Raw genomic sequence first — 14,896 nt, 5'->3', positions numbered from 1 at the left:
TACCACCGCCGGAGGCGCTGACGCGCATGCTCGACCTGACACTCTCGACCAGTCTGACCTCGCCGCTTGCGATCGGCGCGCCCGGCCTTGCGCCGGTAGCGGGCGATTTCGCGGCGGCGCTGGCCGATCTGGCGGTGCCGGGGGCGAGCGGATCGATGACGACACCCGTGCTGCAGGCCGCGCGGCAACCGCTTGCCGAAACCGGCAACGTCTTGCCGGGAATCGGCGGCATCGCGATGCCTGCGGTCGTTCCGGTCAAAGCCCAGCTTTCGCTCTCCTCATCCGACGGTGCCGGGAAATCATCTGCCGATTCGGCGCCCGTAGTTGCCGATGCCGGTGATGCGCAGCCCGACGCGACCGATACGGCGCTGGTGGCGCTGCTCGAAGCGAGCGGTGATGCCTCGCCGGCGATTGAGCAGACCCGGACGTCCAATGACCACAAGAAAAAGCACGAGACGGCGGCAGCGTCGATCGATTCGGCTTCGGCGGTAATTCCGCCCATCGCCGGGCCCGCGCCTGCCGAGGCGATCTTGATCCGCGTATCGGACGCGGCCTCCAGCGCCGACGCCGCGACAACCGACCCGGGCGCGACCAATGCGATCGAGGTAAACCGGGCGGGCGCTTCCGCCGTGGCTGCAGCACCGGCGATCGATGCCGATACATTGGCCAATTTGACCAAGCCGGCGCCAACCGGACAGGCCGATGTAACAACCGATCCGACAACCCCCGCCAAGCCGCTCGGCGCCGAAAAGCAGGCGTTGTCCGTGCCGCAGCCTATCAGCGCGGGCGTCGCGTCGGATGCCAGTGTTCTCGCTGCGCAAGCAGCATCTTCGCGGCCCGACACGTCTGTACAGCCGTCGCCGGCTCGGTCGCCGATGGCTTCGCTCGTCACCGCGACTGATACCACCCGGGTCTCGGGTCCAGGCTCTCCGATCGGGACGCAGCTGTCTATCGGTGTTGCGTCTGTCGCCGAGGGCAAATCGACGATGGGGGGCGTAGTCTCGCCCCACCTGCCCACCACTTCGGTCGCTCCGCCGACCACTATGCCGGACGCGCAAGCGGCGGGCAGGGCGACGCAGGCGCCGCTACCGCATATCGTCGACGCGACGAGCGCCGCTCCCGCGCCGCCCGCCGCGACGTCGCCGCAGGCCGCGGGCATGGTGTTCGGTTTCGCGCTCTCGGGCAGCATGCTGCCGAGCCGGCGCGCCGACGCCACCGAGCCGTCGCCGCGCGAGATCGCGTTGCAGGCGCTTTCCGCGGCGGCCGGTTCGGCGCAGGTCGCCGGGACGGTAGTCGCCACCGGCCATGCGCAACAGATCGCGCTCGACATGCGGCGCGACGATTGGCCGCAGACGATGATCGATCATATCGAGGCGCTGCGCGACGCCGCCGATGCGACCAGCACGCGAATCACGCTGATGCCCGACGCGCTCGGCAAGGTCGATGTGTCGATCAGACACGATGGCGACGCTGTTCATGTCCGTTTCGCCGCCGACGTACCGCAGACCCGCACGATGCTCGCCGATGCGCAGCCCAGGCTGGCCGAGGCTGCGCAGGTGCGCGGCGTCAAGCTCGGCCAGGCCACCGTCGATGCCGGCGGCGGCGAGGCCGGCCGCCAGCAGCCGCAGCAACAGCAAAACAGCGCCAATCCACCGCTTCCGCCGCGTCCCGCCTCCGCCATGGCGATCGAGGACGACGCGGCGGCACCCGTTTCAACCCGACTCGCCTGATTGACGAAGGAAACACACCATGGCTGACAAGAAGGAAGACACCCCCAAGAAGAAGGGCAAGCTGGTCAAGCTGCTCGGCATCGGTGCCGTGCTGCTCGTCCTGGTCGGCGCTGGCGCTGCCGGCGGCATGTTCTTCGCCCAGAAAATGGGCGGCTCGAGCGCCGAGGCGAAGCCCGCGCAGGACGTGCCGCAGCTCGTGCCGAAAAGCGAGGAGGTGCGCGTCAGCGCCGCCGAGGGATCGGGCAGCGAGACGAGCGGCGGCGGTTCCAAGGAAGCGACGCCGGCTGGCACCGGCGGCGCCAAATACGCCTCGACCTATTACGAGCTCGACAAGGACTTCACCTCGAACCTGCAGGACAGCGTCCATTACATCCAGGTCGGGATCGCGGTGTCGACGCCCTACGATCAGCGCGTGATCGATAACCTCAAGACGCACGAGATCGCGGTTCGCTCGGCAGTGCTGATGGCGCTGGGTGACACCACCGAGGACGAGGTGTTCACCTCCGACGGCAAGAAGCAGCTGCAGAAGCACATTGCCGACGCGATCAACCAGGTTTTGATCCAAAAGGAAGGATTCGGCGGTATTAGTAACGTCTACTTTACCAATTTCGTTGTTCAGTGATGACATGGTTAACAGCCCGTCATCCACGGTGAAGGCCGATCGACGCGAACGCCCGCGCGCCAGCGTGGAAAGCGCGTTCGCGTTCGGCGCGCCCAAGCTCAACCCGTTCGGGGATCTGCACAGCGTGCAGCATCTCTCGGCGCGGCTGGCGCGCAGCTTGCGCGGGGTGTTCGAGCCGGTGCTGCGGCGCGAGCTGCGCATTTGGGCCGAACCGCTCGTCGTGCAGCGCTTCGCCGATTATCGCGCCGAGCGGCCCGAAGGGTTGACCGCGTGGATGCCGCTCGCCGTCACGCCGTCGCCGGCTTCGTCGCCCGGCGTCGCGCTGGCAGTGTTTGACGGGCGCTTCGTGCTCGAGATGCTCGATCTGTTCTTCGGCGGCATTGGCGATACGCCCAAGGCGCTGCCCAGCGAATTTTCGCCCGCCGCCGAGGCGATGGTTGGCCGCGTCGCCGCGATGCTCACCGCGCCGCTGAAATCGGCCTGGGAACCGCTCGCCAAGCTCGACTTCGCGCCGGGCCATGTCGAGGCCAACGCCGCGATGCTCGCCGATCTCGACGGCGATGACGCCATGGTGGTGACGCGCTTCGGCATGGCCTCGGACGAGGAAGAGCCGCGCTTCATCGATCTGGTCTATCCGGTCGCCGTGCTGAAACCGCACACGCCGCAGCTCACCGGCAAGGTGGTCGGCAAGACCGCCGAACCCGATCCGACCTGGTCGGGCGGGCTGACCCGCGCCGCGATGGCGATCACCTTTCCAGTCCGCTCGGTGCTCGCCGAGCCGACCATCTCGCTTGCCCAGTTGATGGAGCTGAAAGTCGGCGACGTCATCCCGATCGCGTTCGGAAACGACGTACCGGTGATGGTCGGCGGGGATCGATTCGGCACCGGCACGGTCGGCACGTCGAACGGCAAGGCGGCGATCAAGCTTACCAAGATCAAGCGCATTCAGAACGAGGACTGACGATGAACGACATGACGGGGGGAAACGGGGGCATCCCGGCCGACGGCGCGGTGGCAGCGAACTTTCGCTTGCTGCAGGACGTCGACGTCAAGCTGACGGTCGAGATCGGCTCGACCCAGCTTTCGCTGCGTGAATTGCTCGCGCTCGGCGAATCGAGCGTGATCGAGCTCGATCGCCAGGCCAACGAGCTGCTCGACGTGTTCGTCAACGGCACGCTGATCGGCCGCGGCGAAGTGGTTACGGTCGGCGAGCGCTTCGGCGTGCGCATGACCGAGCTGGTGAGCCCCGACAAGCGCGCCAAGCCGCTATGATGTGGGCCTATGTGCTGAAGCTGGTGATCCTGCTGCCGCTCGTCTGCGGCCTGATGATCGGCTGTCTGTGGCTGTGGCGGAAGCTGGAAAGCCGGATGCCGGGGCAGCCCGCCAATCGCATGCTCAAGGTGACCGAGACGATGATGGTGTCGACCGGCACCAAGCTCGCGGTGCTCGAATTCGAGGGGCGCAAGCTGCTCGTCTCGGTCAGCCGTAACGGCGTCAGCCTGATCGACCGGGGCGACAAGTGAGCCAGAACGTGACCGTGCGGCGCCTGCGAGGCCAGGCGGGGCCCTCGCTGTTCGTCCAGCCCGCGCGGCGGACGGGGGGCGGGGCCGGCGCCCGGCTGGTGCTGGCGATCCTCGCCATCCTGCTTTGCCTCGCGATAGCCGCGCCGTCGTTCGCGCAAGAGCTGCCGGCGCCATCCGCGCCCGCGCAAGTGACCGCGCCTGCGACACCGGGCGTCGGCGACGCGATCGATCGCGCGCTGGGCGATCTCGGCAAGTCGAGCGCGCAGAATCAGGCGAACGGCAACGCCCCGATGGCGCTCAGCCTGCAGATCCTCATCATCATGGGGCTGCTGACGATCCTGCCCGGCATCCTGCTGATGATGACCAGCTTCACGCGGATCATCATCGTGTTGTCGATCTTGCGCCAGGCGATGGGTTTGCAGCAAACCCCGCCCAACCAGGTGCTGATCGGCCTGTCGCTGTTCCTGAGCTTCTTCATCATGTCGCCGGTGATCAGCCGCATCAATACGACCGCGATCCAGCCTTATTCGGCCGGCCAGATCGGCGCGACGCAGATGATCAAGACCGCCGGCGCGCCGCTGCACGATTTCATGATCAAGCAGACGCGCAAGAAGGACATCACGATGTTCGCCGAGATGGCGCACGCCGGCCCGTTCCAGAATGCCGCGCAAGTGCCCTATTCGATCCTGCTGCCGTCGTTCGTCACCAGCGAATTGAAGACCGCGTTCCAGATCGGCTTCCTGATCTTCCTGCCGTTCATCGTCATCGATCTCGTCGTCGCCACCGTGCTGATGAGCCTCGGCATGATGATGCTCTCGCCGACGATCATCTCGTTGCCGTTCAAATTGCTGCTGTTCGTCCTCGTCGACGGCTGGGCGCTCACCATGGGCAGCCTTGCCAACAGTTTCATGACCTGAGGGCGGGACGATGGACGCGGATTATTTCCTGTCGGTTGCGCACGAGGCGCTGTGGGTGCTTGCGCTCGCCGCCGCGCCGATCCTGATTCCGGCGCTGCTCGCGGGCCTCATCCTCGGCATGATCCAGGCAGCGACCTCGATCAACGAACAGACCCTGTCGTTCGTGCCGAAGCTGATCGTCGTCGCGATCAGCCTGGTGATCTTCGGCAGCATGATCATGGGGCTGCTGACCGACTTCACCACGAGCATCTTCGAGCGCATTCCGGATCTGGTGCAGTGACTAACCCGGGAGACGTGCCCTCGTTCGTCACCCTGAACTTGTTTCAGGGTCCATGGCGCATCATCGGCGGCATGCGCGACGTGGGCGTGGTGCCATGGATGCTGAACCAAGTTCAGCATGACGGCTTCGGAGCCGGGGGCGACCAATAGAATGTTGGGCTTCGGCCTCTCGATCGAGCCGCAGCTGTGGGCGCTGATCTTCGTCATGGTCCGCGTCGGATCGGCGCTGATCGCGGCTCCGGTGTTCGGCGCGGTGCAAGTGCCGCTGCCGGTCAGGATCACGCTTTCCGGCGCGATCGGCATCCTGGTGCTCGGCATCCACCCGATCACGCCGCCGCATCAGGTGTTCGCGCTGACGACCTTCCTGTCGGTCGCCGCCGAGGCGCTGGTTGGCCTCGCGATGGGGTTCATCCTCCAAATCGCGTTCGCCGCGCCGCTGATCGCCGGAGAGATGATCGGCAATTCGATGGGCATCGGCTTCGCATCGATGGTCGATCCGCAATCGGGCGGCTCGAGCCAGGCGGTCGGCCAGTTTATGTCGATCCTGCTGACCCTCCTGTTCCTGTCGCTCGACGGACACCTGATCCTCGTCGACATGGTGGTGAAGAGCTATCAGGCGCTGCCGCCGGGTGCGGCGTGGCTGACCCCCGACCAACTCAAGCACATCGCCTTTTTCGGCGGCTATGCCTTTTCGGCCGGATTCCTGCTCGCGCTCCCGGTCGGCTTCCTGCTGTTATGCCTTAACCTCATCGTCGGCATGCTGTCGCGCTCGGCACCCGCGCTCAATCTGTTCGCGGTCGGCTTGCCGGCGAGCCTCGCGGTCGGCGTGATCGCGCTCGCCATCGCCTTCCCGGCGATGGGCGATTACATGCAGGTCATCATCCGTGAAGGCCTGGCCGCCTCGCAGACATTGGTGTTCGGCTGATGGCGGAGGAATTCGGCGAAAAGACAGAAGCGCCGACACCCAAGCGCAAGCAGAAGGCTGCCGACGAAGGCCAGCTGCTCAAGTCGCGCGAACTCGCCACCGCGCTTGCGGTGCTCGCCGGGTGCGGGTGGATGGCGCTGTTCGGGCCCGGGCTGATGCGCGGGTGCCAGGCGGTGATGGCGGCGAGCTTCCAATTCAACCGCGGCGATGTCGCCGATTTCGAGCCGTTCCGTCCGCTCGCCGAAGCCGGCTGGAAGCTGGCGCCGTCGCTCGCCAGCTTGTTCGCGATCGTCGTCGTCGCCGCGATCGCCAGCCAAGCGGGGCTTTCCGGGCTGCGCTTCAATTCGAAGCTGCTCGCGCCGAAGGCGAGCCGGATCAATCCAGCTTCGGGCCTGAAGCGGATCGTCGGTGCGCAGGGCTGGATCGAGCTCGGCAAGTCGCTGCTCAAGGTGACGCTGCTCGGCGTGATCGGCGCCTATATGCTGTGGCAGGTTTCCAAGCCCTCCTTCGGGCTGGCCGCGACCGACGTTCATGAGGCAGTGGCCCTGCTCGGCGATCGCATGATGGGCATCCTGTTCGCGATGGCCGGTGGGCTGGTGATCATCGCCGGGATCGACCTGCCGATCCAGATCGTCCGCCTGCTCCACCAGCTCCGCATGTCGAAGCAGGAAGTGAAGGACGAGCACAAGGAGCAGGAAGGCTCGCCGGAAGTGAAGGCGCAGCAGCGCCAGCGCCAGCGCGCGATGGCACGGCGCTCGGTCAAGAAAGCGGTCGAGAGCGCGCATGTCGTGCTGACCAACCCGACCCATTTCGCGGTCGCGCTGCGCTACGATCGCGGGCAGGACAAGGTGCCGGTGGTGGTGGCGAAAGGGCGTGGTGCCACGGCCCTGGCGATTCGTGACGTCGCCGGTGACGCCAAGGTGCCGGTGCTCGAATATCCCGCGCTGGCCCGCGCGATCTATTATACCAGCCAGGAAAACCAGGATATCCGCGACGATCTCTACATGGCGATTGCGGCCGTGCTGGCGTTTGTGTTCAACCTGAATGCGCAGGCCGGCGGCAGCCCGCCGCCGATCGACGTGCCCGATACCGCGCGGTTCGACGAAAACGGCGTCCGGCAGGGTTCTGCCTGAACGCCTTTCGGTGCTAGACCGATTCGCATGGCTCTCACTGAACTCGGCCGCTTCGATCGCAATGAAGCGCACATCATCGTCGGGCGGCTCGAATCGGAAGGCATCGACGCGGTGGCGTTCGACGCCGGCGCCAGCATCGCCGACGGTAGCTGGCTGCTGATCCCGGTGCGGGTGATGGTCGATGAGGACGATCTCGCGCGGGCGCGGGCGTCGCTGGAGGCGGATTCAGCGTAGCTGAATCGGCTCGGCGCCGCGTTCAAGATCGGCTCCCCAGCGCCCGCGCGGCGAGCGCGTTGCAATCGGCGTCGGTTGCGCGCGGCGGCTGGTCTCCGGCGATCGACTGGCCGATCGCCTTCAGGATGTTGCCGACCGATTTGGCGCCCTTCTGCAGGTCGACTTGCGGGTCCTTTATCGTGCCGCTGACGATGATCGCGGCAGGCAGGCGCAGCACGCTTTTCGCCTTGGGCGCGCCGGTCAGCCGGATCGCGAGCGCTTCCTGCGGGAAGCGAACGGTGCCCTGCCCGCGCGATTGCGCGCGCGTCGTGTCGATCACCATCGGATCCAGCGTGCCGGTGCCGCCGCGCATCGCAAGCCCGATCGCCGCACAGCGCAGCCCGGCCTGCTTGTCGTCGCTTGTGGTCAGCGTGCGGCCGAGATCGAACCCGAGCTCGGAAGCGACCTTGGCGGGGAGAACGCCGTCGCGCGCGATCAGCCCGATGCGCCCATCGGCATTGCCGGCCACCTCGCGAAAGGTGCTGCCCCGGCCGACGAGGCGCAGCCGGCCGGTCACCGATCCGGTAACGTCGCCGTCACCGCCGACCAGGGTCGGCAGGTCGCTGCCGGCGAGGTCGAGCGCCAGGGTGACCCGGGGCAGCGGCGCGCCGTCGTGCTGGTCGACGATGATTCGGCCCGTGACATGGCCGCGGGTGAGATCGATTCTGAACGGATCAAGCGTCAGGCGGCGGTGATCGAGCGTCAGCGTGCCGCTCAGGGCGGTGAGTGATGAAGGCGATTTCGATATCAGTTTGCGCGCAACGACGCGGATCACGCCATCGGTATCGCCGATATGAGCAAGATTGATTCGGGTCGGCGGCACGAGCTTGCGGCCGATCTGGCTGGTCACCTGGCGCGCCCGCGCCAGCCCTTCGTCCGAGGCGAGATCGTCGAAATCGAGCCGGCCGAACGTCACGGCGCCGTCCAGCTTGGTGCGGCCATCGACGATTTTGGTCGAGACATGCCCCGTCAGGTCCGATCCGCCGATCGCGCCGCGCAGGTTCGTCACCGTCCAGCGCGTGCCGTCGTGGACAACATGCGCGGCCAGCTTGACCGGCTGGGTGCCGAACAGTCCGGCCTCGATGATCGCGTCGACGAGCTTGAGATCCATGGCATGCGCGGTCATCTGCGCCGTCATGTGCGCGGTATCGAGAGGGTGGGCCATCACGCCCTTGACCGTCATGCCCACCGCATCCCCCGCGATCCGCGCCGCGAACGGCCAGCGCGCGGCGGCATCGGTGATCGGCGGGCCATAGGCCTCGATCGTCACCGCATGGCCTTTGATCTTGCCGGTTCCCGTGATGGTGACGCCATGCGTTCGATCGGCGGCAAGCGTCAGGTGAGCCTCGCGATCTCGTTTGGCATCGCGATAGGTCGCTTGCGCGCCGCTCAGCGCCAGCCGGTCGAGCGCGAGGCGGCCGCGACCGCGGCTACCCGAGGTCCAGTTGGTCCGCCCGTCGGCATCGCGCACCAGCGCGAGCCGCAACCCGGACAGCGCGATTTCCGTCGGCCGGAAATGCCCGAGCAGCGCGGAGAACACGTTGAAACGTATTTCCCCGGTCCCGATCGTCGCCAGATTGCCGGTCCCCGCCCAGGCGGGCTGCGGCACGCGGACATCGCGGACGATGATCGTCGGGGTGAAGGAGAACAGCGTTTCGCGCCGCATCTCGCCGATCGTCACCGGACGCCCGATCTTGCGCGTCCAGTCGCGTTCCAGGCTGGGCTTGAGCCACGCAAACGGGAAGGTCGCCACGATCAGCAGCAGAGCCAGGACAATGGCTGCCGCAATCGCCGTCCAGCGCCACCGCCGGTCGGCGAAGAGGTCGCGAGCAGTCACGCAAGGCTCGACGCGCCAGCCGCGGGTTTCGTTCCGCTCCCGATCAGAAGTCGACGGCGATCCCTTTCAGCGTCCAGTCGCCATAGCGCGTCGGATCGAGCCCCAACGGGTCGTGCGCCTCGTCCTCGGGCGGCCGGGGATCGGGTTTCGGCACCGGCGGGCTCTTCGAAAGATGCGCTGGCGGCTTTACGTGCGGCGGGCGGCGGCCCATGGGCATTTCTCCCGACAATGACAGGTGTACAATTGGCCGACCGACGCCCGAGATCAAGACGCGCATCGCAGCAGGATGGCCCCGGCGTGCCCGCGCGGCGAGCGGCGCTGCGGCTGCTCGATGCGGTGTTGCGACGCGGCCAGGCGCTCGAGGCGGCGCTCGACACCGCCGCGCGCGAGCTCGATCAGGCCAACGACCGCGCGCTCGCACACGCCATTGCGGCCGAGGTGCTGCGCCGCCTGCCCGATCTCGACGCGCTGATCGATTCGGCAACCGCGCGGCCGCTTCCCGGCGATGCCAAGGCGCGCGTCGCGCTGCGGATCGCGCTTGCCCAGGCGTTGATGCTCGGCACGCCGCCGCACGCGGCGATCTCGACAGTGCTGCCGCTGGTCGACGGCGGCCCGCGCAAGCTCGTCCACGGCGTGTTCGGCACGTTGATGCGGCGGGGGGCGACGTTGCCGGCGGTGCCGACGCTGCCCGAAGCGGTTGCCGAGCGGTGGCGGACGGCCTGGGGCGGAGACATGGTAGCCGCGGCCGCGCGCGCGATCGCCGCGCCGCCACCGCTCGACCTGACGCTCAAAAACGATGACGCTCCCGCCGATCTCGGGGGCGTCGCGCTGATTCCCGGCCACCGCCGCCTCGCCGACCACGCGCCGGTGCCGCAGCTCCCCGGCTATGCCGAAGGCGCCTGGTGGGTGCAGGATATCGCCGCCTCGCTGCCGGCCCGGTTGATCGGCGCTGGGCCGGGCCGGGCGATCGACCTTTGCGCCGCCCCCGGGGGAAAGACGCTGCAACTCGCCGCCGCGGGGTGGCAGGTGGCTGCGGTCGACATATCGGAAAGTCGTCTCGCGCGACTTTCGGACAACCTTGCCCGCACCGGCCTTGCCGCGGAGGTGATCGCTCGTGACGCGCTCGATTGGGCGCCGCCAGCGCCGGTCGACGCGGTGCTGCTCGACGCGCCGTGCAGCGCGACCGGCATCTTCCGGCGGCATCCAGACGTGCTCCATCGCGTCTCGCCGGCGCTGATCGAGGACGCGGCAGTGCTGCAGGAACGGCTGCTGGCGCGCGCGGTCGATTGGCTGCGGCCGGGCGGCACCTTGGTCTACGCCACCTGTTCGCTGGAACCCGCCGAGGGCGAGGCGCAGATCGATCGCCTGCTCGCTTCGCGTTCCGATTTCGCGATCGATCCGGTGCGTGCCGAGGAGCTGCCGGTGGGCATAAGCGCGGCACCGCAAGGCTGGCTGCGCCTGCTGCCCGGCACGATCGAGGCGGACGGCGGGTGCGACGGCTTCTTCATCGCGCGGCTGAGACGCGCCGCCTGACGCGCCACCTTGCGGGCGCAACCGGGCGTGTTACATGCTGGTGCGCATGACCAAGCCCGTTCGCATCGCGCCATCGATCCTCAGTGCTGATTTCGCCCGCCTCGGTGAGGAGGTGCGCGCGATCGAGGCGGCGGGCGCCGATTGGGTTCATATCGACGTGATGGACGGGCATTTCGTGCCCAACATCTCGATGGGGCCCGTGGTGGTGAAGGCGCTGCGCCCGGTGACGACGCTGCCGTTCGACGTCCATCTGATGATCTCGCCCGTCGATGCCTATCTCGATGCCTTTGCCGAGGCCGGCGCCGACACGATCACCGTTCATCCCGAAGCGGGGCCGCATATTCATCGCTCGCTTCAGCACATCAAGTCGCTGGGCAAGCGCGCCGGCGTGGTGCTCAATCCCGGCACGCCGGCGAAGATGCTCGATTATCTGATGGATCTGGCCGACCTGATCCTGGTGATGAGCGTCAATCCCGGCTTCGGCGGGCAGAGCTTCATTCCCAGCCAGTTGCGCAAGATCGAGGCGATCCGCACGATGATCGACAAGTCCGGCCGCGACATCGATCTCGAGGTCGATGGCGGCATCGATCCCGAAACCGCGAAGGCTGCGATTGCCGCCGGCGCCGACGCACTGGTCGCCGGCACCGCCACCTTCAAGGGCGGGCCGGACCATTATGCTGCCAACATTCGTGCCCTGAGGGGCGGGTGAGCGACCGGGCCAAGCCCGACACCGCTGCCGACGGCATCGAGCAGGGCAAGCGGCTGATTCGCCTCGGCAGCGACAAGGGGCTGTCGCTCGCCGAGCGGCTTTCCGAACGGTTCGCGCGGCTGACCTGGCGGACGCCGATCCACGGGCTTCGCTTGCGCGGGCGCTATCCGCTCAAGCTTATCGCGGTGCCCGACGATCCGTTCCTCGGCGATGTGCGCCGCGGCCATGCGCTGATGAAGGGCATGCTGACGATCGCCGGCGAGGGCCGCCCGATCGAGGGGATCAAGCTCGCGCATCCCGATTGGTCGCCGCGCTTCGCCGAGCATCTTCACAGCTTTGCCTGGTTGCGCGACCTCTCGACCGTCGCGCCGCGCGCGCAAGCGGCGCCGATCGCCGAATATCTTATGCAGAAATGGCTCGACGCGCACGCCGATCACGTCACCGAGCCGGCCTGGCGCCACGATCTGATCGGACGGCGCATCCTGTTCTGGGCGGCGCATGCGCCCTTGATCCTGTCCTCGACCGACCTTGTCTATCGGTCGGCAGTGCTCAATTGTTTCGCGCGATCGGCCCGCCACATTGATCGCGGTGCCGACAAGCTGCCGGCCGGCGTGCCGCGGGTCGCGAGCTGGTGCGGAACGGTGGCGGCGGGGCTGCTCGTCCCCGGCGGCGATCCGCGGCGGACGATCGGTGAAGCTGGGCTGGCCAAGGCGATCGCCACGTCGGTTTTCGAGGACGGGGGCACCGTTTCACGCTCGCCGGCCGCACAGCTCGATATCGTCATGCTGCTGACGATGCTCGCCAATTGCTATGCCGCGCGCCGGATCGATGCTCCGGTGGCGGTCGCGGGGACGCTCGCGCGGATGGTGCCGCCGCTGCTCGGCGTCACCCACGGCGATGGCGGATTGTCGAGCTGGCAGGGCAGCGTGCCGGTCGGCGTCGAGCGGCTCGATCAGATCGTCGCCGCAACCGGCGTCCGCAAGCGCCCGCTCAAACAGTCGCGCGATTGGGGCTATCAACGGCTTGCCGCGCAAAAGACGGTCGTGATCGTCGATGCTGCGCCGCCGCCGATCGCCCGGTTGATGCACACCGGGTGCGCCTCGACACTGGCGTTCGAAATGTCCGACGGGCCGGCGCGGATCGTGGTCAATTGCGGCGGCGCGCGCGGCGCGGTGGCGCAAGTGCCTGCGGACGTCGTGCAAGGATTGCGCAGCACCGCCGCGCATTCGACGCTGACGCTCGCCGACAGCAATTCGACCGCGGTGCTGCCTGATGGCGCGCTTGGCAAGGGGGTCCGCGAGGTCGAGCTCGCGCGCGAGGAAAGCGACGCCGCGAGCCGCATCGAGGCGAGCCATGACGGCTATGCCCGACGCTTCGGCTTCGTCCATCGCCGCCAGCTGGTGCTGACCAGCGACGGCCGCGAATTGCGCGGCGAGGACATGTTGTTACCGACCGGGCGCCGCCGCAAGGCTGGCCCCACGCCGTTCGCGGTGCGGTTTCATCTCGGATCGGGCGTGCAGGTGTCGCCGACCGCCGACGGCATGGCGGCGCTGTTGCGCCTGCCGGGTGGCGCGGCGTGGCAATTCCGCTGCAAGGGCGCGATGATCGCGGTCGAATCGAGCCTGTGGATCGATGAAGGCGGCAGACCGCAGCCGACGCAGCAGCTCGTGGTCGCGGGCGAAGCCCCGCCGGGTGGCGCGAATGTCAGCTGGGTCTTGAAGCGCGCGGGTTGACCGTTATTGGGGGGCGCACACCCATCCCGCTCGGGCTGAGCTTGTCGAAGCCCGATCGCCACCCCGCCCTTCGACAAGTTCAGGGCGAACGGACGAGGCTCCCATGACCGAGATCCCCATCAAGCGCGCGTTGCTATCCGTTTCCGACAAGACCGGCATCGTCGAACTCGGCAAGGCGCTTGCGGGGAAGGGCGTCGACCTGGTGTCGACCGGCGGGACGGCGAAGGCGCTGCGCGATGCGGGGCTGGACGTGCGCGACATCTCCGATCTCACCGGCTTTCCCGAAATGATGGACGGTCGCGTCAAGACGCTGCATCCCAAGGTGCATGGCGGCCTTCTCGCGGTGCGCGACGATGCCGAGCACGCCGCGGCGATGCGCGATCACGATATCGGCGCGATCGATCTGGTGGTGGTCAATCTCTATCCCTTCGCGCAGACGGTGGCGAAGGGCGCCGGGCGCGACGAGATCATCGAGAATATCGATATCGGCGGCCCGTCGATGGTCCGCTCGGCGGCGAAGAACCATGCCTATGTCGCGATCGTCACCGATCCGGCCGATTACGCGCTGGTCGAGGGTGGCACGACGACGCTCGACGATCGCAAGCGGCTCGCCGCCAAGGCGTTCGCCGCCACCGCAAACTATGATGCCGGCATCGCGCGCTGGTTCGCGACGATCGATCAGGGCGAGACGTTGCCCGCCACCCTGCCGCTCGCGCTCACCAAGGGTGCCGAGCTGCGCTATGGCGAGAATCCGCATCAGTCGGCGGCGCTGTACCTACCGGCCCGACAGGGCGTCGGCGGTATCGCCCAGGCCGAACAAGTTCAGGGCAAGGCGCTCAGCTACAACAATTACAACGACGCCGATGCTGCGCTGGAATTGCTCGCCGAGTTCCGCGACGGCCCACCGACCTGCGTCATCGTCAAGCACGCCAATCCGTGCGGGGTCGCCACCGCCGACACCCTGATCGACGCCTACAAGGCGGCGCTCGCGTGCGATTCGGTGTCGGCGTTCGGCGGTATCGTCGCCCTCAACCGGCCGCTGGACGAGGAGACTGCAGCAGCGATCAGCGAGATTTTCACCGAGGTCGTCTGCGCGCCCGACGCTTCCGACGCGGCCAAGGCGGTGTTCGCCAAGAAGAAGAACCTGCGGCTGCTGCTGACCGGCGAACTGCCCGATCCAGCCCGGCCAGGCCTTTCGATTCGCTCGATCGCCGGCGGCATATTGGTGCAGTCACGCGACAACGCGCTGATCGAGGGCGAGCTCAAGGTCGTCACCAAACGCGCGCCGACGACACAGGAACTGGCCGATTGCCGCTTCGCCTGGACGGTGGCCAAGCACGTCAAGTCGAACGCGATCGTCTATGCCAAGGGCGGCTCGACCGCTGGCATCGGCGCCGGCCAGATGAGCCGCGTCGAATCCGCGCGCATCGCGGCTTGGAAAGCGAAGGACGCGGCCGAAAAGGCGGGCTGGGGCGAATCACGCACGATCGGCTCGGCAGTCGCTTCGGATGCCTTCTTTCCGTTCGCGGACGGCCTGCTGACCGCGGTCGAGGCGGGGGCGACGGCGGTGATCCAGCCCGGCGGTTCGATCCGCGACGACGAGGTGATCGCCGCTGCCGACGCGGCCGGCCTGGCGATGGTGTTCACCGGCATGCGCCACTTCCGGCATTGATCGGCCGACG

The 14,896-nt window shown here is 67.6% G+C and carries 16 protein-coding genes; 14 read left to right on the top strand and 2 right to left on the bottom strand.

Features of this window, described 5'->3' with window-relative positions; translation table 11 throughout:
* Positions 1 to 26 precede the first annotated feature (26 nt).
* The 10 genes from K7G81_RS13085 (at position 27) to K7G81_RS13040 (ending at position 7,363) form a co-directional block, all read left to right on the top strand.
* A complete protein-coding gene (locus tag K7G81_RS13085; protein WP_223031246.1) occupies positions 27 to 1,730 on the top strand; it encodes a flagellar hook-length control protein FliK in 1,704 nt (567 codons plus the stop codon).
* 19 nt (positions 1,731 to 1,749) lie between these two features.
* Positions 1,750 to 2,352, top strand: coding sequence for a flagellar basal body-associated FliL family protein (locus tag K7G81_RS13080; protein ID WP_223031245.1), 603 nt, complete (start codon positions 1,750 to 1,752; stop codon positions 2,350 to 2,352).
* A 4-nt stretch (positions 2,353 to 2,356) separates the two neighbouring features.
* Complete coding sequence (locus tag K7G81_RS13075) at positions 2,357 to 3,313, top strand: flagellar motor switch protein FliM (protein WP_223031244.1); 957 nt, start codon at positions 2,357 to 2,359, stop codon at positions 3,311 to 3,313.
* Positions 3,314 to 3,315: 2 nt separating this feature from the next.
* Positions 3,316 to 3,624, top strand: a complete 309-nt coding sequence (gene fliN, locus K7G81_RS13070) for a flagellar motor switch protein FliN (protein ID WP_223031243.1) — start codon at positions 3,316 to 3,318, stop codon at positions 3,622 to 3,624.
* Positions 3,621 to 3,875 (top strand): flagellar biosynthetic protein FliO, encoded by a 255-nt coding sequence (locus K7G81_RS13065; RefSeq protein WP_223031242.1) that lies wholly within the window; start codon positions 3,621 to 3,623, stop codon positions 3,873 to 3,875. Before fliN ends, K7G81_RS13065 begins: the two co-directional genes overlap by 4 nt.
* Before the next feature lie 8 nt (positions 3,876 to 3,883).
* Positions 3,884 to 4,792 carry a flagellar type III secretion system pore protein FliP gene (fliP, locus tag K7G81_RS13060; RefSeq protein ID WP_223031241.1) on the top strand — a complete coding sequence of 303 codons (909 nt, stop codon included), beginning with the start codon at positions 3,884 to 3,886 and terminating at the stop codon, positions 4,790 to 4,792.
* Between the two features lie 10 nt (positions 4,793 to 4,802).
* On the top strand, positions 4,803 to 5,072 hold the full coding sequence (gene fliQ, locus K7G81_RS13055) for a flagellar biosynthesis protein FliQ (RefSeq protein WP_223031240.1): 270 nt from the start codon (positions 4,803 to 4,805) through the stop codon (positions 5,070 to 5,072).
* Positions 5,073 to 5,222: 150 nt separating this feature from the next.
* On the top strand, positions 5,223 to 5,996 hold the full coding sequence (fliR, locus tag K7G81_RS13050) for a flagellar biosynthetic protein FliR (protein WP_223031239.1): 774 nt from the start codon (positions 5,223 to 5,225) through the stop codon (positions 5,994 to 5,996).
* Positions 5,996 to 7,129, top strand: a complete 1,134-nt coding sequence (locus tag K7G81_RS13045) for an EscU/YscU/HrcU family type III secretion system export apparatus switch protein (protein WP_223031238.1) — start codon at positions 5,996 to 5,998, stop codon at positions 7,127 to 7,129. The genes fliR and K7G81_RS13045 overlap by 1 nt, the downstream gene beginning before the upstream one ends.
* 27 nt (positions 7,130 to 7,156) lie before the next feature.
* Positions 7,157 to 7,363: a putative signal transducing protein gene (locus tag K7G81_RS13040; protein ID WP_223031237.1), complete on the top strand. Its 207-nt coding sequence runs from the start codon at positions 7,157 to 7,159 to the stop codon at positions 7,361 to 7,363.
* A 22-nt stretch (positions 7,364 to 7,385) separates the two neighbouring features.
* Here the strand turns inward: K7G81_RS13040 and K7G81_RS18045 are convergent, their stop codons facing one another.
* On the bottom strand, positions 7,386 to 9,239 hold the full coding sequence (locus tag K7G81_RS18045) for an AsmA family protein (protein WP_223031236.1): 1,854 nt from the start codon (positions 9,237 to 9,239) through the stop codon (positions 7,386 to 7,388).
* 43 nt (positions 9,240 to 9,282) lie between these two features.
* Positions 9,283 to 9,450 carry a DUF1674 domain-containing protein gene (locus K7G81_RS13030; protein ID WP_223031235.1) on the bottom strand — a complete coding sequence of 56 codons (168 nt, stop codon included), beginning with the start codon at positions 9,448 to 9,450 and terminating at the stop codon, positions 9,283 to 9,285.
* A gap of 17 nt (positions 9,451 to 9,467) precedes the next feature.
* Between K7G81_RS13030 and K7G81_RS13025 the strand changes: the two genes are divergently transcribed.
* The 4 genes from K7G81_RS13025 (at position 9,468) to purH (ending at position 14,886) form a co-directional block, all read left to right on the top strand.
* Positions 9,468 to 10,772 carry an RsmB/NOP family class I SAM-dependent RNA methyltransferase gene (locus tag K7G81_RS13025; RefSeq protein ID WP_223031234.1) on the top strand — a complete coding sequence of 435 codons (1,305 nt, stop codon included), beginning with the start codon at positions 9,468 to 9,470 and terminating at the stop codon, positions 10,770 to 10,772.
* A 46-nt stretch (positions 10,773 to 10,818) separates the two neighbouring features.
* On the top strand, positions 10,819 to 11,481 hold the full coding sequence (rpe, locus tag K7G81_RS13020; RefSeq protein WP_223031233.1) for a ribulose-phosphate 3-epimerase: 663 nt from the start codon (positions 10,819 to 10,821) through the stop codon (positions 11,479 to 11,481).
* Positions 11,478 to 13,214 (top strand): heparinase II/III family protein, encoded by a 1,737-nt coding sequence (locus tag K7G81_RS13015; RefSeq protein ID WP_223031232.1) that lies wholly within the window; start codon positions 11,478 to 11,480, stop codon positions 13,212 to 13,214. The genes rpe and K7G81_RS13015 overlap by 4 nt, the downstream gene beginning before the upstream one ends.
* Positions 13,215 to 13,317: 103 nt before the next feature.
* Positions 13,318 to 14,886 (top strand): bifunctional phosphoribosylaminoimidazolecarboxamide formyltransferase/IMP cyclohydrolase, encoded by a 1,569-nt coding sequence (purH, locus tag K7G81_RS13010; RefSeq protein WP_223031231.1) that lies wholly within the window; start codon positions 13,318 to 13,320, stop codon positions 14,884 to 14,886.
* Positions 14,887 to 14,896: the final 10 nt, after the last annotated feature.

The organism is Hephaestia mangrovi (assembly GCF_019880555.1).
GTDB lineage: Bacteria > Pseudomonadota > Alphaproteobacteria > Sphingomonadales > Sphingomonadaceae > Sphingomonas > Sphingomonas mangrovi.
The sequence above is the reverse complement of the archived record's forward strand: the minus strand, read 5'-3'. Positions and strand labels throughout refer to the sequence as shown.